The sequence below is a fragment of the Proteiniclasticum sp. genome (assembly GCF_003514505.1).
Taxonomy (GTDB): Bacteria; Bacillota; Clostridia; order Clostridiales; family Clostridiaceae; genus Proteiniclasticum.
Genome location: NZ_DOPX01000028.1, coordinates 51,540 through 76,482, shown reverse-complemented (window position 1 = coordinate 76,482; position 24,943 = coordinate 51,540). Strand labels below are relative to the sequence as shown.

24 protein-coding genes and 1 tRNA gene are annotated in these 24,943 nt (G+C 44.2%); 21 read left to right on the top strand and 4 right to left on the bottom strand.

The features are described from left to right. Window positions 1-27 precede the first annotated feature (27 nt). The 4 genes from DEF30_RS10105 (at window position 28) to DEF30_RS10090 (ending at window position 2,817) form a co-directional block, all read left to right on the top strand. Window positions 28-103: transfer RNA gene (locus DEF30_RS10105), tRNA-Phe, on the top strand. 307 nt (window positions 104-410) lie between these two features. Beyond that, on the top strand, window positions 411-1,217 hold the full coding sequence (speD, locus tag DEF30_RS10100; RefSeq protein ID WP_294098905.1) for an adenosylmethionine decarboxylase: 807 nt from the start codon (window positions 411-413) through the stop codon (window positions 1,215-1,217). A gap of 10 nt (window positions 1,218-1,227) precedes the next feature. Beyond that, window positions 1,228-2,085 (top strand): polyamine aminopropyltransferase, encoded by an 858-nt coding sequence (gene speE, locus DEF30_RS10095; RefSeq protein WP_294098901.1) that lies wholly within the window; start codon window positions 1,228-1,230, stop codon window positions 2,083-2,085. A gap of 90 nt (window positions 2,086-2,175) precedes the next feature. Continuing rightward, entirely contained in the window at window positions 2,176-2,817 is a 642-nt protein-coding gene (locus DEF30_RS10090; protein ID WP_294098899.1) for a hypothetical protein, read from the top strand. 42 nt (window positions 2,818-2,859) lie between these two features. Here the strand turns inward: DEF30_RS10090 and DEF30_RS10085 are convergent, their stop codons facing one another. Further along, the gene (locus DEF30_RS10085) at window positions 2,860-3,327 is read right to left on the bottom strand and encodes a peroxiredoxin (protein WP_294098898.1); all 468 of its coding nucleotides are present in this window, start codon (window positions 3,325-3,327) and stop codon (window positions 2,860-2,862) included. Window positions 3,328-3,489: 162 nt separating this feature from the next. Between DEF30_RS10085 and DEF30_RS10080 the strand changes: the two genes are divergently transcribed. Beyond that, the gene (locus tag DEF30_RS10080; RefSeq protein WP_294098896.1) at window positions 3,490-4,242 is read left to right on the top strand and encodes a peptidylprolyl isomerase; all 753 of its coding nucleotides are present in this window, start codon (window positions 3,490-3,492) and stop codon (window positions 4,240-4,242) included. A gap of 59 nt (window positions 4,243-4,301) precedes the next feature. Here DEF30_RS10080 and DEF30_RS10075 read toward each other — a convergent pair whose 3' ends face one another. Continuing rightward, window positions 4,302-4,961 (bottom strand): HAD family phosphatase, encoded by a 660-nt coding sequence (locus tag DEF30_RS10075; protein WP_294098894.1) that lies wholly within the window; start codon window positions 4,959-4,961, stop codon window positions 4,302-4,304. Further along, a complete protein-coding gene (locus DEF30_RS10070; RefSeq protein ID WP_294098892.1) occupies window positions 4,954-5,493 on the bottom strand; it encodes a phosphatase PAP2 family protein in 540 nt (179 codons plus the stop codon). Before DEF30_RS10070 ends, DEF30_RS10075 begins: the two co-directional genes overlap by 8 nt. Before the next feature lie 143 nt (window positions 5,494-5,636). On the opposite strand from DEF30_RS10070, the gene DEF30_RS10065 reads away from it, so the two are divergent. The 11 genes from DEF30_RS10065 (at window position 5,637) to DEF30_RS10015 (ending at window position 20,131) form a co-directional block, all read left to right on the top strand. After that, window positions 5,637-6,380 (top strand): tRNA1(Val) (adenine(37)-N6)-methyltransferase, encoded by a 744-nt coding sequence (locus tag DEF30_RS10065; protein WP_294098890.1) that lies wholly within the window; start codon window positions 5,637-5,639, stop codon window positions 6,378-6,380. Continuing rightward, complete coding sequence (gene rsmI, locus DEF30_RS10060; RefSeq protein WP_294098886.1) at window positions 6,377-7,219, top strand: 16S rRNA (cytidine(1402)-2'-O)-methyltransferase; 843 nt, start codon at window positions 6,377-6,379, stop codon at window positions 7,217-7,219. The genes DEF30_RS10065 and rsmI overlap by 4 nt, the downstream gene beginning before the upstream one ends. A gap of 113 nt (window positions 7,220-7,332) precedes the next feature. Beyond that, window positions 7,333-7,911, top strand: coding sequence for a DUF1836 domain-containing protein (locus DEF30_RS10055; RefSeq protein WP_294098884.1), 579 nt, complete (start codon window positions 7,333-7,335; stop codon window positions 7,909-7,911). Between the two features lie 47 nt (window positions 7,912-7,958). Then, complete coding sequence (locus tag DEF30_RS10050) at window positions 7,959-8,102, top strand: YvrJ family protein (RefSeq protein ID WP_294098882.1); 144 nt, start codon at window positions 7,959-7,961, stop codon at window positions 8,100-8,102. Window positions 8,103-8,256: 154 nt separating this feature from the next. Further along, on the top strand, window positions 8,257-10,563 hold the full coding sequence (locus DEF30_RS10045; protein ID WP_294098880.1) for an ATP-dependent DNA helicase: 2,307 nt from the start codon (window positions 8,257-8,259) through the stop codon (window positions 10,561-10,563). Between the two features lie 114 nt (window positions 10,564-10,677). Then, window positions 10,678-13,731, top strand: coding sequence for an SH3 domain-containing protein (locus DEF30_RS10040; RefSeq protein ID WP_294098878.1), 3,054 nt, complete (start codon window positions 10,678-10,680; stop codon window positions 13,729-13,731). A 147-nt stretch (window positions 13,732-13,878) separates the two neighbouring features. Next, complete coding sequence (locus DEF30_RS10035; protein WP_294098876.1) at window positions 13,879-14,619, top strand: MurR/RpiR family transcriptional regulator; 741 nt, start codon at window positions 13,879-13,881, stop codon at window positions 14,617-14,619. Between the two features lie 118 nt (window positions 14,620-14,737). Beyond that, a complete protein-coding gene (locus tag DEF30_RS10030) occupies window positions 14,738-16,315 on the top strand; it encodes a PTS transporter subunit EIIC (protein WP_294098874.1) in 1,578 nt (525 codons plus the stop codon). Window positions 16,316-16,348: 33 nt separating this feature from the next. After that, window positions 16,349-17,674, top strand: coding sequence for a 6-phospho-alpha-glucosidase (locus DEF30_RS10025; protein WP_294098872.1), 1,326 nt, complete (start codon window positions 16,349-16,351; stop codon window positions 17,672-17,674). An 88-nt stretch (window positions 17,675-17,762) separates the two neighbouring features. After that, complete coding sequence (gnd, locus tag DEF30_RS10020; RefSeq protein ID WP_294098870.1) at window positions 17,763-18,668, top strand: phosphogluconate dehydrogenase (NAD(+)-dependent, decarboxylating); 906 nt, start codon at window positions 17,763-17,765, stop codon at window positions 18,666-18,668. After that, on the top strand, window positions 18,668-20,131 hold the full coding sequence (locus tag DEF30_RS10015) for a gluconokinase (RefSeq protein WP_294098868.1): 1,464 nt from the start codon (window positions 18,668-18,670) through the stop codon (window positions 20,129-20,131). Before gnd ends, DEF30_RS10015 begins: the two co-directional genes overlap by 1 nt. A 66-nt stretch (window positions 20,132-20,197) precedes the next feature. Here DEF30_RS10015 and DEF30_RS10010 read toward each other — a convergent pair whose 3' ends face one another. Then, on the bottom strand, window positions 20,198-21,067 hold the full coding sequence (locus DEF30_RS10010) for an aldose 1-epimerase family protein (protein WP_294098866.1): 870 nt from the start codon (window positions 21,065-21,067) through the stop codon (window positions 20,198-20,200). Window positions 21,068-21,200: 133 nt separating this feature from the next. Between DEF30_RS10010 and DEF30_RS10005 the strand changes: the two genes are divergently transcribed. The 5 genes from DEF30_RS10005 to DEF30_RS09985 all read left to right on the top strand — a co-directional run bounded on the left by DEF30_RS10005 (window position 21,201) and on the right by DEF30_RS09985 (window position 24,879). Continuing rightward, on the top strand, window positions 21,201-21,422 hold the full coding sequence (locus tag DEF30_RS10005) for a hypothetical protein (RefSeq protein ID WP_294098864.1): 222 nt from the start codon (window positions 21,201-21,203) through the stop codon (window positions 21,420-21,422). 13 nt (window positions 21,423-21,435) lie between these two features. After that, entirely contained in the window at window positions 21,436-21,642 is a 207-nt protein-coding gene (locus DEF30_RS10000) for a DUF2922 domain-containing protein (RefSeq protein WP_294098862.1), read from the top strand. A 162-nt stretch (window positions 21,643-21,804) separates the two neighbouring features. Next, entirely contained in the window at window positions 21,805-22,788 is a 984-nt protein-coding gene (locus DEF30_RS09995; RefSeq protein ID WP_294098860.1) for a YihY/virulence factor BrkB family protein, read from the top strand. 167 nt (window positions 22,789-22,955) lie between these two features. Next, window positions 22,956-23,330, top strand: coding sequence for a holo-ACP synthase (gene acpS / locus DEF30_RS09990; protein ID WP_294098858.1), 375 nt, complete (start codon window positions 22,956-22,958; stop codon window positions 23,328-23,330). A gap of 4 nt (window positions 23,331-23,334) precedes the next feature. Then, window positions 23,335-24,879 carry an NAD(P)H-hydrate dehydratase gene (locus tag DEF30_RS09985; protein ID WP_294098855.1) on the top strand — a complete coding sequence of 515 codons (1,545 nt, stop codon included), beginning with the start codon at window positions 23,335-23,337 and terminating at the stop codon, window positions 24,877-24,879. Window positions 24,880-24,943: the final 64 nt, after the last annotated feature.

Sequence of the window (24,943 nt, the reverse complement as noted above, 5' to 3'; positions counted from 1 at the left end):
AAAGTAGGTCGTCGCCAGATGTACCATGGCTTCATAGCTCAGTTGGTAGAGCAGTAGACTGAAAATCTACGTGTCCTTGGTTCGATTCCGAGTGAAGCCACCACAAAAAACCACATCGTCTGATGTGGTTTTTTTGTGCTTTCAGAAGCTGTTTCCGACGCGAAGCAAGAAACACAAAGGCTCCCCAAAAAGTATTTTTTAAAACGAGAAAAAACACCTCAAAAAGTTTAGCTACACTAAACAAAATACTTGATAAAACTTAACGAAAATATATTGACAGTGAGGCAATCCTCTTGTAAACTCTATCCTAGAGCATTTTTTAAATGAAGAGAAATCACATCTATAATTTCAATTTTACTTTTGAAGTGCACTAAAATAGTTCAAATTTTGCCGCCAGGAAGGGGAATAAAATGGCAGACAAACTAAAACTGTATGGATTCAATAACCTAACAAAGACGCTGAGTTTTAATATCTATGATTTCTGTTATGCGAAGACAGAAAAGGAACAAAGCGAGTACGTGGACTATATCGATGAGATGTACAATTCGGAGAGACTTACTAAAATTCTCTGTGATGTGACCGATATGATTGGAGCGAATGTACTTAATATCTCCAAACAGGATTATGATCCTCAAGGAGCAAGTGTAACAATACTTATTTCAGAAGAGCCTTTGGCTGAGCGCCATGTGGATCCTTCCTGCAACTTAGGACTGAGCCTTTATGAGAAACGTGACAGTGTGGTGGGGCATCTTGATAAGAGTCATCTGACTGTACACACCTATCCGGAGTACCATCCTGATAAATCCATTGCAAGTTTTAGAGTGGATATCGAAGTATCCACATGTGGTAAGATTTCACCCTTGAATGCACTGGATTATCTTATCGGAAGCTTTGATTCTGACATCATTTCCATAGACTATCGGGTGAGAGGATTCACTCGGGATGAAGACGGCAGAAAATTCTTCATCGATCATGATATCCGGTCCATCCAGGACTATATCAAGGAAAAGACCTTAGAAGCTTATGATGCACATGATATTAATATGTATCACGCTAATATTTTCCATACGAAGATGCTGATCAAAGAGCTGAATCTCCAAAACTATCTTTTCAGAAATGACATCAGAGAATTCACGCCCAAGGAACGTTTGGAAATATCCAACAACCTCAGAAAAGAAATGATCGAGATCTACAGCGGAAGAAATATATATGATTAAGGAGGTTCCCATGGAACTTTGGTATACAGAAAACCACAGCAAAGAGGCGAAGTTTTCCATCAAGGTGGAAAAGCAGCTCTATTCCGGACAAAGCGACTTCCAGAGAATGGATGTCTTTGAAAGTAACGAGTTTGGCAGATTTTTTACACTAGATGGACTTGTGATGATTACAGAAAAAGATGAGTTCATATATCATGATATGATCGTCCACGTGCCTATGGCTACAAATCCCAAGATCAGAAATGTCCTTGTCATCGGTGCCGGGGATGGTGGAACGGTTCGCGAGCTTACCCGATACGCACATTTGGAAAATATTGACATGGTGGAGATCGACCAGATGGTTGTGGATATCTGCCGCGAGTATTTTCCAAACTCCACCAGCGGACTGGGTGATAAGAGGGTGCACCTATTTTTTGAGGACGGACTGAAGTTCGTACAGGAAAAGAAGAATGTATATGATCTCATCATTGTGGACAGCACGGATCCGATAGGTCCGGGAGAAGGCCTTTTCACACGGGAATTCTATAAAAACTGTTACGAAGCACTTACAGAAGATGGAATCTTGGTGAACCAGCATGAGAGTCCGTTTTATGAAGAGTACCAGAGAGCCATGAAGCGTTCTCATAAGAGAATTCATGAATTTTTTCCAGTGGCAAGAGTTTACCAGGTGCACATTCCTACCTATGCTTCAGGTCACTGGCTCTTTGGATTTGCATCCAAGTCACTGGACCCTGTGAAAGATCTTAAAGAGGAGTGGTGGAACAGTCTTGGACTGGAAACAGGATACTATAACACAGAAATCCACAGTGCAGCATTTGCGTTGCCAAACTATGTGAAAAAGCTTCTTCAAGAAGCAGTAGAGGAATAGGATGAAGGAGGGAGCATTTAATGCTTCCTTTTTTTCGAAGTTCAAAGTTAAAATTTACTGAAATCAGACACAGACAGACCGCTTTCTGGTATGATAAAGAAAAATTTCTGGAGTGATTTTGTGAAGTATACAGTTGATGGCATTGAGTTTACCATTTTAAACAAGAGTTTTCATAGCATCTTTGATGGGCTCTACGGAGGGAATCAGCACTTGTCGACAAAAGCCCTGGCAAAATATGGATGCGGCTCTGTGACGCTCAATAATTTCGTAGCATATAAAGAAGGAAAGAGTTATGTGCGGGAAGAGCTGATTAAAGATCAGAATGAGATGTTCCGGAAATATCTGTTAGGACCCACCACAGCGCTGCGGTTCAAACTGGCAGCCCACTGGTATTATATGAGGCAGGGAAAGAGTATCCGAGTGAACATCATCCATAGCTTTTTGGGCGGTAATTTTGGCCTCCGCAGAATCATGCTGGAAATCAAGAGAAATATTGATAGAGACAATCCTGTGCCCCTCATCGTTGGACTGAAGCTGAAAAAAGGGTATCGGGAAGGTCTGTACAACCACTGGGTCACAGTGACAGGATATTCAGACCACTTCAAGGTTCTGGTGTCAAATAACGGGAAAAGAGAGGTTCTTGATCTGAAGGAGCTTTCAGAAAAAAGGATGTTTGTAGCAACAGCAGCGATCCGTATTCTAGAAGAAAATCAAAAGGAAGAGATTTCATGACGAAATCTCTTCCTTTAAATTTTATGTAATGTACTGCTACCCTTATTTCTCGAGGCTGTTCAGAAAATCTCTAACTTCCTCACCATGACCTTCAGCTTTGACCTTGCGGTTTTCATAGATGATGGTTCCTTTCTCATCAATGATAAAGGTGCTTCTGGCGATTCCAATGGATTTTTTCCCGTACATGTTTTTTTCTTTCAGCACATCATACAAGGTGCATACGGTGCTTTCTGTATCAGACAAAAGTACAAATGGAAGTCCCAGCTTATCAATGAACTTGTCATGAGAATCCAGTGTATCTCTTGAAATGCCAAGAACTACAGCATTTTCTTTCTGATAGTCATCATGATTGTCTCTAAAACTCTCTGCTTCCAAAGTGCATCCTGGCGTGTTGTCTCTAGGATAGAAATAAAGAATCACTTTTTTTCCCAGATATTCAGAGAGAGAATGCTCCTTGCCGTCAGAACCCATGAGTGTGAAGTCGGGTGCTTTTTCGTTCAGTTTAACCATGGTACGAACTCCTTTCATTTCAAATCTATACTTCATAGTATAGTGAAAAACTATGAACTGGTGGTTAAGAAATCCCGATACGGGCTATTTTTCACCTTATGGTTTCAACTCCTTGGAGAAATATGTTAAGATAGAAAAGAATTCACTTTAAAGGAGTATAGTATGGAGAACAAAGTACTTGCCACAGTAAATGGCATAGACATTACAGACGAAATTCTGGACACAACAATACAGTCACTGGCACCTGAAAGAAGGGGCTATTTTGAATCAGAATATGGCCGGAAGCAGCTCTTGGATCAGCTCATCAGTGTAGAGCTCATCAATGCATTCGGAACCGAGATTGGACTGGATAATGATCCGCAGTTCATGTCACAAGTAGAGCAGGCACTAAAAGACATCAAGTACAGCTTTACCATGAATAAGATTCTAAGCACCATTACCATTGAAGAAGATGAAGCCAAGGAAGTGTATGCAGCTCATCCTGAAAGATATCAGGGTCAGGAAAGCATCAAGGCCAGCCATATTCTTGTGGATGACGAAGAGATTGCGAAGGATCTGATCTCAAAGATCGAATCCAGTGAACTGACTTTTGAGGATGCAGCGAAGGAGTATTCCAGCTGTCCATCCAGTGAGCAAGGGGGAGACCTGGGAGAATTCGGAAGAGGCATGATGGTAAAAGAGTTCGAAGATGCAGCTTTCGCCATGGAAGTTGGAGAAATGACCAAAGAGCCTGTGAAGACACAGTTCGGCTATCATGTAATCAAGACCACGGATAAGAAAGGAAATGAGCCTCTGGGCTTCGAAGAAGTGAAGTCTGAAGTGATGAATAAGATGCTCCAGGACAAGCAGATGGAGTATTATACAAAGCTCATCACAGAGCTGCAGGAGAAGTTTCCAGTAACATACAATAAGTAGAAAAACAAACACCCCACCTTCAAAGCAGTTTGAAAGTGGGGTGTTATTCATTAATAGGTTTATATCAAATGTGGCAGGAGTTCTCCAAAGTGATGGATGTAATGATGGCAAGTGCCTAAGATCTCCTCCATCTTGTCTTCAGAAAACCTGTCATGGACTCCAAAGACCAGCATGCCTGCTTTCTTTGCGCCGATCATTGCTGCAGGAATGTCTTCGAAGACAGCAATCTCCCGTGGATTCAGTCCAAGATTTTTTGCCGCCAGCAGATAGACATCGGGCTCAATCTTTGTTTTTCCAGCCATGTCTGTGGTGACAATGGTATCAAAATACTGAGCGATGCCTTTGGAATGAATGGTTTCTTCCAGGAGCTCTTTTGATGAGCTGGTGGCGATGGCCATACGGATTCCTTTCTTTTTTAGAGCCTCAAGAAACTCCAGGGCATGATCTTTCAGCAGCACATGATGGATGTATTCGTGTCTTGCCATGGTATTCCAGTGGTTTTTGATATCCTCCACGGACTCAGGCAGCATGAATTCTCTCTTGAAAAACTCTGCCGTTTCATGGAAGCTGAGATGAGAAATTTTACCCATGAGCTCTTCCGGCAGAAGATTGATGCCTCTCTCCCGGATGAAGTCCTCATCGATCTTTCTCCACACCCACATGGAGTCGATGAGGGTGCCGTCCATATCGAATATTACACCTTTTATTTCATTAAACAACAGTAATTACCTCCCGAATAATATGTATGAGCACAGCATAGCTGCTTCCGATGATTCCTCCAACGATCACATCAGATGGATAATGCACCCCAAGATAGACCCTGGAGATGGCCACAAGAAGTGCAAGAATCAGGTACACAGATGATGCGATGTTGCCCTGGGTGACTAAGGCTGAAGTCACGGCCAGGGAAAAAGCCGCAGTGGTATGACCTGAAGGAAAGGAGAACTGATCCACACCAATTCGTAAGCTGTTCAGCTCAATGAGTGTTTCAAATGGCCGTTTTCTTCGGATGCTGTTTTTCATGATCCCAACGGTGAGACCCGACAAGATGAGGGCCACCGCAGCATAGAGCGCAAAAGACTGGACGGTGGAGACCGGCAGGATGGCAAAGGCCAGAATGAACCCGATGGCAAACACATCAGATCCTAGGTATGTGACAGCGATGAAGAAATAATCCAGCACCTTGTGTTTCAAATACCGATTGATATAGAGGATGACACGCTCATCCCAAGCTTTTATTTTTTCTATCATAAGAACCTCGCATGAAATACTGACTAAAACTTATTATACCTTATTATTTCTCTTCGGAATACCGCCCCTCGTTCCTTATTTCTTGTATAAAGAGAATGGAGAGGATAAAATGAAAGAAGTACAAAAGGAAGTGAGGAGAACAGATGTCATTTGTAAAACCGGGAGAGACTGTGGAGGATCTTAATCTACAGGGGCTTAGAATCATTCAGAAGGAAAAGGGCTTTCGCTTTGGGGTGGATGCTGTGCTGCTCTCTGACTTCGCTCAGGTCCGAAAAAAAGACAGGGTCATGGACTTCTGTTCAGGAACTGGAATTGTCCCTATTCTTCTATATGGTAAGACAGAAGCGGGAGAGATTCATGGTCTGGAGATTCAAGAAGAGTTTGCAGAGATGGCAGAAAGAAGCATCATACTAAATGGAATAGAAGAGAAAGTGAAGATGCATCAGGGAGATCTCAAAGATCGAAATCTTTTAAAGAATTTAGGACATTTTCATGTGGTCACAGCCAATCCGCCTTACAAGAAGGTGAACAGCGGCATCCTCAATGAGGAAGACGCATTAACCATTGCAAGACATGAGGTAGCAGTGACGCTGGAGGAGCTCATAGAAGCCGCCAGGGCAGCCCTGAAAGACCAGGGAAGACTATATCTGATCCATCGTCCAGAAAGACTGGCGGATTTAATCTCACTCATGAGGAAATATAAAATTGAGCCCAAACGGATCCGAATGATTTATCCGAACACCAAAAAGCCTCCGACGATGGTACTTATTGAAGGTGTCAGAGATGGTGGTTCGTTTCTCAAGGTAGAAGCACCTTTATTTATTTATGATGATGAAGGAAACTATTCAGAAGAAATCCGAAGAATTTATGGAGATGAAAGAAGATGAGCAAGCTATATATTGTACCTACACCCATTGGGAATTTAAAGGACCTTTCCTTCAGAGTGCTGGAAGTGCTTCAGGAAGCAGACCGTATCGCCTGTGAGGATACCAGGGTCACATCAAAACTTCTGAACCGCTATGAAATCAGAAAACCTCTGCTCAGTTATCGTGAACATAATGAAATGGGTGTATCTGAAGAGATTTTGGATAAAGTAGAGAGCGGGGAGACCATCGCACTGGTTTCAGATGCAGGCATGCCTGGAATATCCGACCCAGGATCAGTACTTGTCAGAAAGGCCATCGAAAGAGGGATCGAAGTGAATGTGCTTCCAGGTCCTTCAGCACTGATTAATGCCCTGGTGTCCTCTGGTCTTGACACATCCAGATTCACCTTCATCGGGTTTTTGGATAAAGCAAGGAAAAAGAAGCGGGATGAACTCTTGAAGTACCGGGATCGTGAAGAGACATTGATTCTTTATGAAGCACCCCACCGAATCCTGGATACATTGGAGGCGGTCCAGGAGGTCTTTGGGGAGAGGAAGATTTCGTTGTCCAGAGAACTGACGAAGCTTTATGAAGAGCATCAGAGGGGGACAGTTCAAGAAGTGCTGGAATCATATAAAGACAGAACGCCCAAAGGAGAATTTGTTCTAGTCGTGGAAGGTATGAGTCAGGAAGCACAGCAGCTTGAAAAAGAAAATCTGTATGCGCACCTTAGTATAAAGGAGCATCTGCTTCAGTTCATTGATAATGGGATGAGTAAGAAGGATGCTGTGAAAGTGGTTGCGGAGTTAAGGGGGATACCGAAAAAAGAAGTCTATAAAGAAAGTCTGGAGCTGGAATGAGATAAACAACAGAAATGCAGTAAAGTAAAGATTGGACTCAAAAACTCTTTGCTATATGGTATTAAATAACTTATAATAGAGTTAAATACCATGAATGTAAAGGAAGTGAATCCATGTTTGATCCACAGAACAAAGCTTCTCTCAGTATTGAGGACTCTGTAAAATCCAAGGCCATCAATAGTATCATGTCTTTGGACGCTTTTCCGAAATATGACCTTTTTCTCTCTCAAGTCATTGAGTTCATCGAAGATCTTATGAATGATAATACCTATACCATCAATATCATTCAGAATTACATCAAGAGCGAGGTCATTGCCAAACCATATCAGGGCAAAAAGAAAGGGTATACGAAGCTTCATCTGATTCAGCTGGTTTTTGTGAGCTACATGAGACCGGTGTTGAGTACAGATGAAATCAAGAAGGTTTTCCGTCTTGCTTTCAACGACATCAACAATAGGGAAGATGATATTATTTCCTGGGAAACAGCCTATGAGCTCTTCTATGAGATCATCAATGACCAGGCGAATAATCCTAATACAATGATCATGGATGAAGAAAGGCTAAGAAATATCGTGGCGAAGCTACATATCAGAGATGAGGATAAAGAAAGAATATTTGTCTTTATATCTGTGCTTGCCCTTGTTGCTCAAGCAAGTTTCATCAAAAATACAGCCAAGAGGCTTTTGGATTAGTCAGCTATTTCGATTATTTCTGCATAGTTCAGTTAGGGGTGATTGATGTGGATGTTTTACTGGAAGCTGCAGCTAATGTTGGTTTTCCGATGGTTGTATCCATTTATCTTCTTACAAGAATTGAAGGAAAAATGGAGAATCTGACGATCAGTATCAACAAACTGACAGGAGCACTGGAAAAAACCACCTAAAGTTCCATGAAGATCAAGTTAAGAAGGAGAAAGCCTCAGAGATAATCTGGGGCTTTTTTCAATTCTCTCAAGGTTTTTGGCGACCATAAGTTGAACGGCAGTAAATAGTGCTATAATCAGTGTATACGTAACGAATGAAACCGGGAGTCAATCAATGGAAATCAAGATATCTGTCAGAAATTTAATTGAATTTGTGCACCGTTATGGTGATATCATCTCTTCAAGTATGGGATCCAGTCCAAGCCGTATGGAAGAGGGAACCCGGGCACATGTGAAGATCCAGAAGCAGAGACAGAAAGAAGATGCTTCTTATGAGAAAGAAAGATATTTCAAATATTCTGTGCAAAAAGAGGACATGATGTTCATTGTGGATGGACGTGCGGATGGAATCGTTCCACGATCCTATATCGAAGAGATCAAATCCACTTATATGCCATTGGAAGAACTCACAGAGGAGTATAATTTTCTTCATTGGGCTCAGGTGATGTTCTATGGATTTATGCATATGGAGGAAGAGGAGCTGGAAGAGATCTTACTTCTTCTTACGTATCATAATCTCGAAACTGAAATCTCCAGGACCTTTGAAAGAAGATATACCATACAGGAACTTAAATCATTTGTAGATGAGACCATAGAAGAGTATCTCAAATTCATCAGAGAAGATATCCACTGGAAAGAAGAAAGAAACAGGTCTTTGAAGTCTCTAGGATTTCCTTTCAGCCGGTACCGTGAAGGCCAGAGGGATCTTGCCGTGGATGTGTACCGTACCATGCGCCAGGGTGGGAAGCTCTTTGCAAAAGCTCCCACCGGAATCGGGAAGACCATCTCTACCTTATTTCCGGCTGTGAAAGCGCTGGGAGAAGGTGAAGCGGATAAAATCTTCTATCTCACCGCGAAAGGAACACTGAAGACCGTTGCAGAGGAGACCATGTCCATCCTTGAGAAAAAAGGGGGACAGGTAAAATTCCTCACTCTGACGAGTAAAGAGAAGATCTGCATCAACGATGAAGTGAACTGTCATCCAGACCATTGTGAAATGGCAAAGGGCCACTATGACAGGGTAAACGACTGTATATTGGCCATTTTAAAAAAAGAGAAGCGCTATACAAAAGAGATGATAATTTCTTATGCCAAGGAATATCGGGTATGTCCCTTTGAACTGTCTTTGGACCTTGCCTATTTCAGTGACCTCATCATAGGGGATTACAACTATGTGTTTGATCCCAGAGTTTATCTTAAAAGATTCTTTATGGATGTGAAAGAAAACTATATCTTTCTTGTGGATGAGGCGCACAATCTGGTGGATCGGGCCAGAGACATGTACTCCGCTGAGCTTACCAAGGAGCTTCTGATGGAAGCTAAAAAGGCTGCAGACAAGTACAGCTATCTGAAAAGACCTTTGAAGAAGATCAATGAAAAGTTCATTGATATGCGAAAAGCACTGGAGGAAAGAGGAGGAAAGCATACCTATTTTGGTGTTTCAGACGATCTTATTTTTCTTCTTAAAGATTTTCTGCAGGGATTTGAGATTTTTCAGAAAGAAGTGCAGGAGGAGTTTGAAGGTAGAGAGAAGATTGTGGACTTCTTTTTTGCAGTAAACACCTTTCTCAATATCTCAGAGCTTTATGATGAAGGGTATGTGACCTATGAAGAAACCTATGGAACCAATGTGAGAATCAAACTCTTCTGTGTGGATCCAAGAGATGTGCTGATAGAGGTGTTCAAGAGGGCCAAAGCGTCGGTGCTGTTTTCTGCGACTCTTTCGCCTATGAATTACTATTTCGATGTTTTAGGTGGTGAGGAAGGGGACTTTAGGCGAACCCTTCGGTCTCCCTTTGACAAAGAGAAGCTTCGGGTGTTCCTGGATGCTGCGGTGGATACCAGATTCTCCAAACGAGAAGACAGTTATAACGCCATTGCCGAGAACCTGGAACGGATGGCTTCAAAGAAGAAAGGGAACTATATCGCATTTTTTCCTTCTTATAAATATATGCGGGATGTGTATGAGGCTTATGAAGAGAAATATGGCGGAATTCATGAAGTGTATATTCAGGAACCAAGCCTGACGGAGAAAGAGCGGGAAGAGGTATTGGGGCTATTTTATCAGAAAAGAGAGAAGAGTTTTCTTGCGTTCATGGTCCTTGGCGGTATTTTTTCCGAAGGAATTGACCTGCAGGGAGAGGCGCTTGTTGGTGCATCGGTTGTTTCTGTAGGGTATCCTCAGGTATCTTATGAAAGAGATCTCATAAAAGAATATTTTTCTAAGGAGAACTGCGGATTTGAGTATGCCTATATCTATCCGGGTATCAACAGGATTCTGCAGGCAGCTGGAAGAGTCATCCGTTCTGAGGAAGATGAGGGAATGGTTCTTCTTATGGATCTCAGATATAACTGGGTTCAGTATAAAAAACTGCTGCCCGAGGAGTGGCTTCCTCTTCTGCCTTGGGCTGAATTTAAGTAAGGATTCCAGGGCTCAATTGTGAAATATTTTTAATACAGTTTAATTTATTGACACAACTTATGAAATAATTATAACATATAATAGAAATCAAAATGAAATCAAAGGAGGTCGAGTATGTTAAGCAAAAAGACAAAGAAGGTTCTTTTGCAGACAGGAATTGCACTGACCATCAGTTTATCGTCGTTCGCTTTACCCTCACATGTGATGGATTTCACAGCTGAGGCAGCAATCGTCAACTCACAGACTGGAAAACTGACTGTAACCGCGTTTTCCTTATGGGCATATAACGCACCTGACTGGAATGCAAAAACGAGAACTTTTAGCAATGGAACAACGTTTGACGTGGTGGAAAAACATTTGATTGATGGCAGAGAAATGTATAAGCTCTCCAACGGTCTCTATATAAGTGCGAATCCTGCTTATGTGAAGTTTGAAACTGCAGGTGCTTCTCAGACACCCTCAGCGCCAGCTCAGACTGCAGGTGACACTCGAGAAACTACAGCTAACCTCAACATGAGAGAGAGCGGAACTCTCAATGCCAGAATTCTTCTGACCATTCCAAAAGGCACAAGAGTAAAGATTGAGAGCCTTTCAGGCGTATGGGCGAAGGTTTCCTATGGGGGCAGAACAGGGTATGTCAGCACCAATTATCTGAAAGCTGTCACTGTGTCTTCACCTGTAACTACTCCACCTCAGACCGGAGTACCCGAAACGCCTTCAACGCCAGCGGCTGGAACCGATGTTAGAAAGACAACCGCAAATCTTAATATGCGCAGTGGCGCAGGAACTAATAATACAATATTACTTACCATACCCAAAGGAACCTCTCTGACTGTGGAGAGTCAGTCCAGCGGATGGGCCAAGGTGTCGTACGGAGGGAAAACAGGATATGTTTCCACAAGCTACCTGCAAACGGTAAGCACTACTCCTGCACCTGCCCCAACTCCGACTCCAACCCCACCAACTTCAGGGGAACAGGACACAAGAAAAACTACAGGAAACCTCAATATGAGAACTGGACCTGGAACGACAAGCAGTGTCATCCGCGTCATACCAAGAGGAACAACACTAACCGTAGAAGCACTGAGTGGCACTTGGGCGAAGGTGAGCTATGCGGGAAGTACAGGATATGTTTCCACCAATTATTTGGAAAAAGTTGCTGTCAGTCAGCCATCCACACCTACGAACCCGAATCCGGGACCTGTTGTAGGAACAGATGAGCGGGAAACAACTGCAAACCTGAATCTCAGAAGTACAGCCAGCGTAAGTGGCAGAATCATCCTTACCATGCCAAAAGGCAGTAAGGTGACAGTTCTTAGCGAAAGCAATGGCTGGGCTAAGCTTAGGTACAATGGAACAGAAGGATTTTCTTCTACCAGTTATTTAAAGAAACTTGCTGCAGCGCCAGCACCGACGCCAACGCCAGAGCCAACACCAACGCCGGATCCTACGCCAACGCCGGATCCGACGCCAACCCCACCGGTAGAAGTGCCTGTGACCGAGAAAGACCAAAGAATCATCACTGGAAATCTCAACATGAGAGAAGCTGCCGATGGTGCATCAAAGGTGCTGACCGTTCTGCCGAAGGGGACCATCGTTACAGTGGAAGCTCTTACAGGAAAATGGGCGAAGATTACGTATAATGGCATGGTAGGGTATGCTTCTACTAATTATATGAGTCCTTATACAGCGCCACCATCAACCGAGACACCTCCTGCAGAAAAGGATGTGCGTCAGACCACCTACAATCTCAATATGAGAGTCGGACCTGGGACAAGTCATGGCATTATACTGACGATTCCTAAGGGAACGCAGCTGACCATAGAAACTCTAGAAGGATCTTGGGCGAAAGTGACCTATAATGGGAAGACGGGATATGTATCCGTGGACTACCTGACAAAGGTGCTTTCACCAACACCACAGCCACCAGCTCCTGAAGTTCCTGCTGTAGACACCGTCCTGAAGATCGAAGGTCCCACAGGAACAAAAGAGTATGCAGATCAGACCATCTCCGGATATCTATTGACTAAAGGAACTCTTCAGAGCATCAGTATATCAGTCAATGGCATCACCATTGGAAATGCCACACTGAATCAGAAGCGGGATGATCTTCTGGCGTCTTATGGAGAGTATCCAAATGCTTCTTCAGCAGGATTCACTCTGTCAGTTAATAAAGATGTTTTTGTCAATGGTACCAATACAGTAAAAGCTACAGCCAAGCTTTCCGATGGCAGCAGCACCTCCCAGTCCATCTCCTTCACCTACAACAGACCAACCTTTGACCCGGTTGGTGTTTTGGACAACAAAGATGTGGTGAATTATAAGAATGAGGATATCAAAGTGTCCGGATACGCGAAGATTGCCACAGGCGTGAAAAATGTCAGGGTCTATCTGAACGGAAGAGCTCAAGGCACAGCGGTATACGGCAAGCCTAGAACCGATGACGGGAATGCCAACACTGGTTATGAATATCTCATCCGAAGAAATAACCTGTTCCCTGGTGAGAACACACTCCGTGTGGAAGTCACCGGAAATGGTGGAGAGAAACTGGAGTTCACTAAGGTGCTGAAGGTGGAGAAGATTCCTACCATCGTCATTGATGCCGGACATGGCGGAAAAGACCCTGGAGCAAGGGGTGTTCTCAATGGAAGCTATGTCTATGAAAAAGTGTATGTGCTGCAGTTTGCCTTAGCACTGGAAGCAGAGCTGAAGGCAGCAGGATACAACACCATCATGACAAGAAATAACGACACTTTCATCGAACTGAATGAAAGGGCAAGAATTGCCAACGCAGCCCATGCGGATCTGTTCTTCAGTATCCATCATGACTACAACAGCAATCCGAGCTCAAAGGGTGCCTTCCTCATTTATCCATCAACAAAGGTAACAAGCATCTCTGAGTCTACACTGAAGGAAAGTGTGGATGTGGCTTCTGCCATCAAGCAGTCCTTCATTGCCATGGGATTCCAGGACAGAAGAAATGGAACCGACAGCAGCATTTCCGGGCATACACTGGCAGTGCTGAGGCAGACAGAAATGCGTTCTGTGCTTTCTGAAATTGGATATATGAGCAATGCGGAAGATCTTTCCAAAATAACAGATCCTGTGTTCCAAAAGGCCATGGCCAAGGGAATCGCAGATAAAATCCGAGCGTATTTCGGATACTGATTTAATTTTTCAGCCTCTTGCTTTTTAGCAAGGGGCTATTTTTTTGGGCATTCTTAGTGTTTTGTGTGAAGAACGGAAACTATGATAGAATAAATTGAAATAACAGCAAGAGAGTGTGTGTATGTAGAGATGAAAGGGGGAAGCTTGATGGTGGATTTAGCTAAGATAATAAAGGGGAAATCCCTGACAGAGACAGAAGAGAAAGTGCTTCTCTACATGGTGGAGCATATGGATACGGTGCTGGAGAAAGGGGTTAGACAGATTGCCAGGGAAAATTATACCTCACCTTCCTCCATTATGAGGCTGGCCAAAAAGCTTGGCTACTCAGGATTCATCGACATGTACTACCAGCTGGTTCCGATGGTCGAGGGAGAAGACAGAAGAAAGAGCAAAGAGCATGAAGGCGCTGACAATGGGATGCTGAAGGAAATCCTGCAGCTCAACGAGAAAAAGAATATAGACGCCTTTTCAGGCCTTCTGAAGAGCACCAAAGAGAAGTATATCTTCATCTATGCCACCGGGTTTTCGGGCATCATTGGGGAGTATCTTTACAAAAAGCTTCTGGTCAACGGAAAGCGGGTTATTTTTGCCACGGGTAATGACTCCATTGCTATTCTGGAGAGCAATGTGGACCATATCGGCATGCTGATCACTGTAACAAAATCAGGGGAAACCCAGCAGGTCCTCGATAAAATGGAATACTGCAAAGAGAAGGGAATTCCTGTTGTCGTCTTTACCAGTGAACTGGATAACAGAGCTTCCAGGATAGCGGATATTCCGCTGAAGATTGAGGACAGCAAAAAACTGGATGACCGGAATATCTCCAAAAATTATTTTTTTGCAGAGCTTCTTCTTTTATTTGAGTACCTGGTCTCAATCTCTATGTAACTGATTTATTCGAAACACGTTCCACATTGGCGGGACGTGTTTCCTTTTGCCTTGAAACCCTTTACCAATGGGGGCCTATCCCCTAAACTGAACCTATCGATAAAAGGAGGATAGACTCATGAAAGAAAAACTTATGAACAGTATGCAGCGTTTTGCAAAAGCAATGTTCATCCCCGTACTCATTTTACCCATTGCCGGTATACTCATTGCCATCGGAAATCTCTTCACCAATGCCAAGCTCCTAGAGGCAGTTCCTTTTCTGGACAATCCGGTCACTAAAGGATTTGGCGCGATCTTGTCTGGATCACTGGTTTCCATTCTCACCAATTTAGGACTGATATTTGCAGTGGGAATCGCTGTTGGCCTTGCAGAGAAAAAGAAAGCTGAAGCAGGATTCACAGCGCTTCTCGGATTCCTCGTATTTATCAATGCCATGAATAAGTTTATGGCACTGACCGGAAGTCTTTTTGAGGGAGATTCTCTTAGAGGAACAGGACAGACCATGGTCATGGGCGTTCAGATCCTTGACATGGGAGTATTCCTAGGAATCATCCTGGGTATTGTTACTGCTTATGTGCATAACCGATTTATTGACAAAGAGTTCAATAATGCCTTTCAGATCTACGGCGGAGCAAGATTTGTCTTTATCGTTCTAATTCCAGTGGTGGTCCTTCTTGCTATTATGTTCAGTTATGTCTGGCCATTTTTCCAAAGTGGTATCAATGGCCTGGGAAGCTTCATCAACGGCAGCGGAAATGTGGGACTGTTCCTGTATGGAATGCTGGAGAGGCTTCTGATTCCAACGGGACTTCATCATCTTGTCTATACACCTTTCCTTTACTCTTCCCTGGGAGGGGTTCAGGAAGTGGGTGGTGTGCTTCTTGAAGGCTCAAGAAACATTTACTTTGCTGAAATTGCGGACAATACGGTGAAGGTTCTTTCTCAGAGTGTCATCTGGGATGCTAGAGGCATCTCCAAGATGTTTGGGCTCATCGGGGCCTGTGTTGCCATGTATCAGATGGCTAAGCCGGAGAACAAAGCGAAAGCTAGAGCGATTCTGATTCCTGCAGCAGTGACTTCCTTCATTGCAGGTGTTACTGAGCCCATTGAGTTTTCCTTTATGTTTGTGTCTCCCATCCTATTTGGAATCCACTCTGTGCTCAGCGGACTGAGTATGGTGGTTCTGAACCTTTTCAACGTAAGAGCCATCGGACCCAATGGATTCATTGACTTCCTGCTCTATAACGTGCCCTTGGGTGTGGAAAAAACAGGATGGCCGATGTATATTGCAGTGGGCCTCGTTTTTTTCCTCCTTTACTACTTCATCTTCAGAACCCTCATCAAAGTGTGGAACCTGAAGACCATTGGTAGAGAAGAGGAAGGGGGAGAAGTGAAGCTCTACTCCAAGAAAGAGTATGAAGAAAAAAAGCAGAGCGGAAAAAATATAAGAAACGAGGAAGTTCCTGCTGACATCATTGTAGAAGCGCTGGGTGGCCCTGAGAATATTGAAACGGTGGACAACTGTTTCACAAGACTTCGGGTAATGCTGAAAGAGCCTGGGAAAGTGGATGAGAGCAGGCTGAAAAATGAGACTGGCGCCACAGGTGTGGTATCAAAGGGAAATAATGTTCAGGTGGTCTATGGACTTCAAGTGAACAGCGTGCGCAAGGCGGTTGATTTGTATCTGGAAAGCTAAATTTCCAGAATTTTGAAGGGAATGAATAAACAGATGAAGAAATTTTCAGTAGTGATTGCAGGCGGTGGAAGCACCTTTACCCCGGGAATTGTCATGATGCTTCTGGACAATCAGGATAGGTTTCCGCTGAGGAAACTGACACTCTATGACAACGATGGAGAGAGACAAGGAATCCTTGGAGACGCACTTGCGATCCTTCTAAGAGAGAATGCACCAGAAATAGAATTCAAGCACACAACGGATCCGGAGGAAGCTTTTACAGACACAGATTTCTGTATGGCCCATATCCGTGTTGGAAAGTATGCCATGAGAGAGCTAGATGAGAAGATTCCCCTGAAGTATGGGGTCATCGGACAAGAGACCTGCGGACCAGGAGGAATTGCTTACGGTATGAGGAGCATCACTGGTATGCTGGAAATCATTGATTATATGGAGAGATACTCTAAAGACTGCTGGATGCTCAATTACTCCAATCCAGCCTCCATTGTGGCAGAGGCTTGCAGAGTACTGAGACCAGAAGCGAAGGTTCTTAATATCTGTGATATGCCAGTGGGGACTCTGCGAAGAATGTCCCAAATCATTGGAAAGACCCCAAAGGAACTGAATGTAAGGTATTTTGGTCTTAATCATTTCGGATGGTGGACCAGTGTCAAAGATCAAGAGGGGAATGAGTATCTTGAAGACATCAAGTCTTATGTCAGCGAACATGGGTATCTGACTCAGATAGAGGTGGATACGCAGCATACAGATCCCAGCTGGCAGAAGACCCATAAAAAAGCCAAAGATCTTCTTGCCGTTAATCCAAGGTACTTGCCGAACACCTACTTGAAGTACTATCTGTACCCTGATGATGAAGTTGCCCATGCAAACTTAAGCTTCACAAGAGCCAATGAGGTCATGGAAGGCCGGGAGAAGACCGTGTTTGATGCTGCCAAAGATATTGTAAGAAAAGGCACTGCGGTAGACAGCGGCTTCCATATTGATGCGCATGCATCCTTTATTGTGGATCTGGCCAGAGCCATTGCCTACAACACCCATGAGAGAATGCTGATGATTGTGGAAAATAACGGTGCTATTTCAAACTTCCCAGATGATGCTATGGTGGAAGTGCCTTGCATTGTAGGCAGTGGAGGCCCAGAAGCTCTTTCTCAGGGGAAAATCCCTGATTTTGAAAAAACCCTCATGTATCAGCAGCTGATGGTGGAGAAGATGGTGGTGGAAGCCTACATCGAAAAGAGTTACCAGAAACTCTGGCAGGCACTGACGCTTTCAAAGACCATCCCCAGCGCAGGGGTGGCTAAAGCGCTGCTGGATGATCTCATCGAGGCCAACAAAGACTTCTGGCCAGAACTGAGCTAGTAGCGAAGGCAAGGAATATCCTTGCCTTTTGCTTTGTGCCGTGCGCATGGCAAAGGAGTACAGATACAAAGAAGAGGAGAGGATGAATATGGTAATAGGACTGATAGGACTGGGTAAGATGGGCAGAATGCTGTTTTCACAGATGAGAGAAAGAAATCATGAGGTGCATGCTCACGACATCAATGCAGCTGTTTCAGACGAGGTTGTGGCGGAAGGAGGATGCTTTTACGATTCTTTGGAAAAGCTTGTTTATTCATTGGAACGGCCCAGGGCATTGTGGCTGATGCTTCCTGCAGGGACCATTACAGAAGCAGTTTTCCAGAGACTTCTCCTTCTCCTTGATCCAGAGGATGTGCTGATGGACGGGGGCAATGCTCATTATAAGGACTCTGTGAGAAGGGCCGAGGAGGCGGCTGCAGCCGGAATCCATTATCTGGATGTGGGCACATCTGGTGGTGTGGAGGGAGCGCGAAATGGAGCCTGCATGATGATTGGAGGAAAGCAGGAAGTGTTCTCCCGGATGGAAACACTTTTCAGGGACTTAACCGTTCCATCCGGATATCTTTATACAGGCACCTCTGGAAGCGGTCACTATCTTAAGATGGTTCATAACGGCATAGAGTACGGGATGATGCAGGCCATAGGAGAAGGATTCAATCTGCTTCACCACAGCCCGTTTGATTTTAAACTGGAGCAAGTGGCCAAAGTATTCAATCATGGTTCAGTGGTGAGGAGCTGGCTCATGGAGCTGACGGAGAAGCTTCTTCGGGAGGATCCGGGACAGGAGGATCTGGCAGGGGTGATTCCCTCTTCTGGAGAAGGAAAGTGGACACTGGAGGAAGCGCTCCATCTTCAGGTGCCTATTCCGGTGATTGCACAATCTCTCATGGTGCGGTATGCTTCAGGTGATGAGGAAAAATACGGAGAAAAAATCGTGGCTTCCCTGAGAAATGCTTTTGGAGGTCACGAGGTCCATAAAAAGGATGTTGGGTGATGAAGTATTATATTGGTGCAGATATTGGCACCACCAGCACAAAAGTAGTGCTTTTTGATGAAACGTTTCAAAATCTTGACTTTGTAAGCAAAGGGTATAGAACCTATCAGGATAAAGCGCACTATGCAGAGCAGGATCCTGAAGAGGTGTTTGAAAGCTTTCTTCAAGCAGTGGAAGAGCTTCTGAATAGACATGAGGAAAAGAGAGAGCATGTGACTTATATGGCTTTTTCCAGTGCCATGCACAGCCTGATTCTCATGGATGAAAAAGATCAGCCTTTGACAAAAAGCATACTCTGGTCTGACAGCCGTGCAGAAGAACTTGTGGAGGAGTTTAAGAAAAGAGAGGATGCAGGAGCTTTTTACCAAAAAACAGGTACGCCCCTTCATCCCATGAGCCCCTTTTTTAAACTTCTTTGGTTTCAAAAGAATACGGATCTTCTGAAAAAGACAAAAAAGGCCATTGGCATCAAAGAGTTCATCATGAGAAAACTCAGTGGAGAATATGTGGTGGACTATTCCATAGCCTCCGCCACAGGTCTTTTTCATCTTCAGGATTTGGTTTTTGATGAGGAGATTCTACAGGAGCTTTCCATGGTGCCTTCCCAGTTTTCAAGGCCAGTGGATGTGGAGGAGATGTTTTCATTGAAGAATCTGGAAGCTCTTTCAAGAACGAAACTGCCCTCCAGCTGCAAGGTTCTCATTGGCGGGTCTGACGGCTGCCTCGCAAATCTTGGGGGAGATGTGACAGAGCCTTATGAGGCTGCAGTGACCCTTGGCACCAGCGGCGCGGTGAGGATCACCTCTGACAGGATTCTTCTCCATCCGGAGGGGAAGATCTTCTGCTATTATCTCAGGAAGGGACAGTATGTCCTGGGGGGAGCAGTGAACAACGGAGGAAATGTTCTTGCTTATCTTAGTGGTCTCTTTTACGAGCATCCGGATCATTTTTACAGAGATCTTTCGAAGAATTTATTAGAGTCAGAACCGGGAGCTGAGGGGATCACTTTTATACCCTACCTTTATGGAGAGCGGGCGCCGTATTATGATGGCCATCTTTTTGCAGGTTTTGTGGGAATCACACCCAGGGCAGAAAAAAAGCATTTCATCCGTGCTGCAGTGGAAGGGATCTTTTTCAATCTGAAAGAAGTGTTGACGGAGATTGAAAGGCTTCATGGGAAGATCAGTCTCCTTAAGGTATCGGGAGGAGTCTTCGAGAATCATGAGATGGCAAGTATACTTGCTGAAGTCATGGGCCGTGAAGTACAAAGAGTGGATGCTGCCAGCAGCTCTTCTTTAGGGGCTGTCCGCTTGGGCATAGAAGGCATAAGGCTGAACACGAAGAAGAAAGAGATGTTTTTGCCGGGTGACAAGGCTCTTCAGTATGAAGAGAACTTCAAAAGGTATCAGAAAATCACCAAAGCTGTGGTTCGTCTCAAATATCTCTTGGATGAGGAAGACTGACAATCATAAACTAAATGAAAAAAGCGGTGCACAGTCCTTTTTTGGGGACCGGCGCCGCTTTTGCATTTATCGGATTTCAATGGTGTAGGAGAAGGTTCTGGATTCGTTTTGGTGTAAAAGGACATTATCTTCTTTTTCCAGATAATCCCCCTGGAACCCTTCATAATCCGCATGTCCTGCCCAAGGCTCCAAACAGAGGAACGGTGCATCATCGTCGGTGGTCCAGATGCCAAGAAAAGGGAATTCTTTGAAATGGAAACGGACAGTACCTTCATTTTTGAAAGACTCCAAAGAGACATAAGAGGACTCAAGATTCTGGAATATCAAGGCATCTTTCTTGAAAAGACTCTTTTGGAGGGGAATCCTGGAAGCTTTCTCCATGAAGGGTGTCTTTGGCTTTTTCAGGAGTCCGGTTTCGATATTGATGGGAATTCGTTCAAGACACTCCTCCTTTTCAAATACCAGAGCATAGTCTGTGAATTGGCCATCCTTATGGAATGGGACCCAGAAGGCTGGATGTGCACCAACAGAATAGGGCATTACTTCACTTCCTCTGTTCTCCACCTGATAGGAGATGGTCAGGGAGGTGTTTTTTAAGGTATAGATGACCCGGAATAAAAAATCGAAGGGATAAAGGGACTTTGTTTTTTCGCTGGAGATGAGATCGAAAACCAAGGTATCTTCGTCCTGGGAGGTTACCTGAAACTCCATGTTTCTGGCAAAGCCATGCCGTTTCTGAGGATAATCCTTGCCCTCATGACGAAGCGTCGAATCCTGAAGCATCCCAATGACAGGGAACAGATGGGGAGCGGTATAGCCCCAGTACCTTTCATCTCTCATGAGGTATTCGGTTCCCTTGGTGTCTTTTAGGGAAGTCAGTTCAGCGCCTGTGGTTATAAATGTTGCGGTGAGGTGTTCATTTTTAAGTTCTAGCATAGAAGACTCCTTTTTTCTCAATTGATATTATCTTCAGTATAGCATCTGATGTAAATTTTATTCACTTTTTTCAAAAAAGCTTTGCTCTTTTTGACTAAACTGCATAATTCAGTAGTGAAAGGGGTTGGTAAATATGACAGTATCACAAGAACTACAGTCCAAGGAGCTTATTCTTACCTTTACGAGGCTGAACGACCAGGGGAAGAATGTGGGGGAACTGAGAAGAGTCAAAAACTTCAAGGTTACTGCTCTTGCAGAAGACATTCATGAGGTGGCTATGCTCATTGCGGATCTTTCTGAACAGACCTTTGAAGGGGTTTCAGTTCAGGAAACCAGCAAAATTCAACTAGTGTAGGAGGTAAGGCAGTATGAACACATTAACCATGACATTCCTGACCAAAGAAGGCAAAAAGTGGAGCTTGAGACTTCCAAAGGTCCGTGAGGATATTTTGGATGAGGAAGTGGAGGCGCTCATGAGTGCCATCATTTCTAAGAATGTTCTTTTTGAAGGGGAGAAGGAGCTGGTGGACATTGAGTCAGCTTCCATCAACCGTGAAGAGGAACTCATCGCATAATTCTGTTAAAGGGCACTTGAATCCGGAAATCCGGATTCAAGTGCCCTTTTTCGTTCATGCCTTTTTCTCCTTTTGTTTACGGAAGAGAAAGATGGAAAGGACGTATCTGTAGTATAATAGAATTATATTTTCGTGATTCTGGGAAAAAAAGGAAGTGAAAAGATGAAGAAAGCAATTGATTTCATCATGGGATTCATCAAAAAAGTAGGCGCAGACGAGAGCATGGTCTATGCATACAGACTGACCTATGGTCTCCTTCTGTCCATTTTTCCATTTCTGATTTTTCTTTTATCCGTGATTGCTTACCTGGGTCTGGATGCGGGGTATATTCTAAATCTTATGGAAAATTCACTGCCCCAAGAGATTTATGAGCTCATCAGCGGTCCGGTGCTGGATCTGGTCCTGGTTCAGAGGGGTAGCCTTCTGACAGCATCGATTTTTGCAGCAGTTTACACAGCGTCTGGAGGTTTCCGGGCTTTTATGATTGCCATGAACCGGGCCATGGATTTTAAAGAGGACCGCAATATTATTAAGAAATATGTGGTATCCTTCCTCTGGGTGGTGCAGCTGGCCTTTGCCATCCTAGTCGCTTTGGTTGGTATTGTTTTTGGCAGAACGATTCTCAACATCATCTCCAGTTATTTCCCTCATTTTCCCACAGAAGGATTCATAACCCTCATCAGAATACTGCTGCCTGTGGGACTTATATTGGGGATTCTCATTCTAGCTTATATGTTTATTCCGGTAAAAAGCATCCGCTTCAGATATGCGTATCCCGGCGCGGTTTTTTCTACACTGGTTTGGATATTAGCCACACTGGGATTCCAGTACTACATTAATAATTTTGCCAATTACTCCAGGTTTTATGGCACGCTGGGCGCTGTCATTGGTCTTCTTCTTTGGCTTCTGCTCACATCCAGCATCATGGTTCTGGGAGCTGAACTCAATGCGTATCTTATTTTATACAGGAAGGTGGAACGGCCTTATCTTCGCAGCATCAGGGACTGGAGACGAGGGAAAATGGACAAGCAACCTGAAAAGAAAGAGGAAGCATTCGATTCCGCTCCCTTAAGCAGAACAGAAGGGAAATTTCAGAAACTGAAAAATCAGTTGGAGTCTTCAAAAGAGAGTGAAGCCAATGACTGATCCTTGGACCCGGAATGCCGGGTCTTTTTTATTGCAGTTCTCCATGGAGTGCTTCACTGTGCTGATGGATTTATGAACTTTTTGAGAATAATTTTCCGCGATGGAGCGAGAATGCTACTTTCATGAACTTTGAAACGATATAATGATAGAAATGAAAGGTGGGAGAAATGATGATTCTAGGTTCTGGTGTCGATATTATTGAGATTGAGCGGGTAGCGAAGACCTTCTCCACAAGAAAGAAAAAAGAACGTGTCTTTACGAAGAAGGAGATTGAGCGCATCGGTGAGCTGAATAAAGCAAGTCTAGCGGGATGTTTTGCAGCGAAAGAAGCTTGTTCTAAGGCTTTGGGCACCGGAGTCAGAGGCATTTCCTTTGTGGAGATGGAGGTTCTGAAAGATGAGCTTGGTAAACCGTATTTCAATATGGAGCTTTTATCTCCGCACTTGAAGAGAGTCTATGGAGATAAAAAAATGGCAGTACATCTTTCTTTATCCCATGATAAGGATAGAGCCATTGCCATGGTTATTATTGAGGAGGTCTGAACATATGGAGATTATGGATGTCAAAACCTTACGGTCCATGGATGAGAGAGCCATCAAAGAATATGGGATACCGGGAATCCTCCTCATGGAGGCAGCAGCCTCTTCTTTACTGCGTCATATCAATCCTTCTTTATCCTATGCAGTGATCCTGTGCGGGCGTGGAAATAATGGTGGCGATGGTATTGCACTGGCCATTAAACTGTTTCAGATGGGCAAAGAGGTGGATCTTTATCTTCTGAATGATGCGGACGAGATCAAAGGAGATGCTTCTGTATTTTATCAGATGGCAAATAACATGGAAATCCCTATGACAATACTCAGGGAAGAGGAAGACCTTTGGAGTTTTCAGGAGGCGCTTGGTGATGCGGATCTTATTGTGGACGCATTGTATGGCACGGGGTTTCATGGAGAAATGCCTCCATTTATAGGTCTTGTCATTGACATGGTCAATGAGTATCAGGAGAAAGTCATGGCGGTGGATGTTCCGTCAGGCATTCTTCCAGATCAAGGGACTCCTTCTCCTTATACGATTCATGCAAACAAAACTGTGACTTTTGAAGCGTATAAGAAAGGTTTTTTCTCCTATGAGGCCATGCCATATCTTGGAGAGGTTCTTTTGGAATCTGTGGGCATACCGAAGAAGTTGAAAGCTGAAATGACACAGTCCACATATTTTGTTACAGAGGACACTGCATGTGCTCTTCTTCCCAGAAGAAGAATCACCGGTCATAAGAATACCTACGGCAGAGTCCTTGCAGTGGCTGGATCACAAGGTTTTACAGGTGCGGCCATGCTGAGCGTGGATGCTGCAGTAGCCTCGGGATCGGGTCTAGTGGTCCTTACTTCCTTTGATGAAACCTTAAGGATTCTTGTGCCGAGGCTTACGGAAGTCATGAGCCTTCCTCTGGAAAAACTGGAAACTGGCGTGCGCAGTGCCCAGGCGGTAGCTTTTGGGCCGGGTCTTGGACAGCATCGGGATGTGTACAAAATGCTCTTAAGGACTGTAAAAACACTTCAGGAAGAAAAAGAAAGCCGAAAAACTCTGGTATTGGACGCTGATGGTCTCCGGGCGATGGTGGGAAAATGTGATCTTTTTGAAGAGATGTCTTTTCCTGTGATCATTACACCTCATCCGGGAGAGATGTCCATTCTTTCCGGTGTTTCCAAAGAAGAGCTGGAGAAAAACAGGCTGGAAACTGCAAAATCCTTTGCGAAAAAACATGGGGTTGTGGTGGTGCTGAAGGGATATTATACCGTGGTCACCGATGGGGAAAGGACCTATGTGAACTCCACAGGGTCTTCTGCCATGGCACAGGGAGGAATGGGAGATGCGCTTACAGGCATCATCGCTTCCTTTGCGGGCCAAGGGCTTCATCCCCTTGATGCAGCCGTCCTTGGGGTATATATCCATGGGGCCATCGGTGATGAGCTGTCGCAAACGAGATATACAGTGAAACCCAGCGAAGTGGTGGAGAACATACCCAAGTATCTGAAAAAGCTACTGGATAAAACCATTGTCAGAGAACGGGTATCCAAAGCTGGTGTATAAAATATCCGAAGAAATGGATGAAACATCATTGAGACCTATGTTAAGATAGAAGATGGATTTATTT

Coding starts and splice junctions, on each gene's coding strand:
- speD (WP_294098905.1), top strand. CDS start 411: ATGGCAGACAAACTAAAACTGTATGGATTCAATAACCTAACAAAGACG.
- speE (WP_294098901.1), top strand. CDS start 1,228: ATGGAACTTTGGTATACAGAAAACCACAGCAAAGAGGCGAAGTTTTCC.
- DEF30_RS10090 (WP_294098899.1), top strand. CDS start 2,176: ATGATAAAGAAAAATTTCTGGAGTGATTTTGTGAAGTATACAGTTGAT.
- DEF30_RS10085 (WP_294098898.1), bottom strand. CDS start 3,327: ATGGTTAAACTGAACGAAAAAGCACCCGACTTCACACTCATGGGTTCT.
- DEF30_RS10080 (WP_294098896.1), top strand. CDS start 3,490: ATGGAGAACAAAGTACTTGCCACAGTAAATGGCATAGACATTACAGAC.
- DEF30_RS10070 (WP_294098892.1), bottom strand. CDS start 5,493: ATGATAGAAAAAATAAAAGCTTGGGATGAGCGTGTCATCCTCTATATC.
- DEF30_RS10065 (WP_294098890.1), top strand. CDS start 5,637: ATGTCATTTGTAAAACCGGGAGAGACTGTGGAGGATCTTAATCTACAG.
- rsmI (WP_294098886.1), top strand. CDS start 6,377: ATGAGCAAGCTATATATTGTACCTACACCCATTGGGAATTTAAAGGAC.
- DEF30_RS10055 (WP_294098884.1), top strand. CDS start 7,333: ATGTTTGATCCACAGAACAAAGCTTCTCTCAGTATTGAGGACTCTGTA.
- DEF30_RS10045 (WP_294098880.1), top strand. CDS start 8,257: ATGGAAATCAAGATATCTGTCAGAAATTTAATTGAATTTGTGCACCGT.
- DEF30_RS10040 (WP_294098878.1), top strand. CDS start 10,678: ATGTTAAGCAAAAAGACAAAGAAGGTTCTTTTGCAGACAGGAATTGCA.
- DEF30_RS10035 (WP_294098876.1), top strand. CDS start 13,879: ATGGTGGATTTAGCTAAGATAATAAAGGGGAAATCCCTGACAGAGACA.
- DEF30_RS10030 (WP_294098874.1), top strand. CDS start 14,738: ATGAAAGAAAAACTTATGAACAGTATGCAGCGTTTTGCAAAAGCAATG.
- DEF30_RS10025 (WP_294098872.1), top strand. CDS start 16,349: ATGAAGAAATTTTCAGTAGTGATTGCAGGCGGTGGAAGCACCTTTACC.
- gnd (WP_294098870.1), top strand. CDS start 17,763: ATGGTAATAGGACTGATAGGACTGGGTAAGATGGGCAGAATGCTGTTT.
- DEF30_RS10015 (WP_294098868.1), top strand. CDS start 18,668: ATGAAGTATTATATTGGTGCAGATATTGGCACCACCAGCACAAAAGTA.
- DEF30_RS10010 (WP_294098866.1), bottom strand. CDS start 21,067: ATGCTAGAACTTAAAAATGAACACCTCACCGCAACATTTATAACCACA.
- DEF30_RS10005 (WP_294098864.1), top strand. CDS start 21,201: ATGACAGTATCACAAGAACTACAGTCCAAGGAGCTTATTCTTACCTTT.
- DEF30_RS10000 (WP_294098862.1), top strand. CDS start 21,436: ATGAACACATTAACCATGACATTCCTGACCAAAGAAGGCAAAAAGTGG.
- DEF30_RS09995 (WP_294098860.1), top strand. CDS start 21,805: ATGAAGAAAGCAATTGATTTCATCATGGGATTCATCAAAAAAGTAGGC.
- acpS (WP_294098858.1), top strand. CDS start 22,956: ATGATGATTCTAGGTTCTGGTGTCGATATTATTGAGATTGAGCGGGTA.
- DEF30_RS09985 (WP_294098855.1), top strand. CDS start 23,335: ATGGAGATTATGGATGTCAAAACCTTACGGTCCATGGATGAGAGAGCC.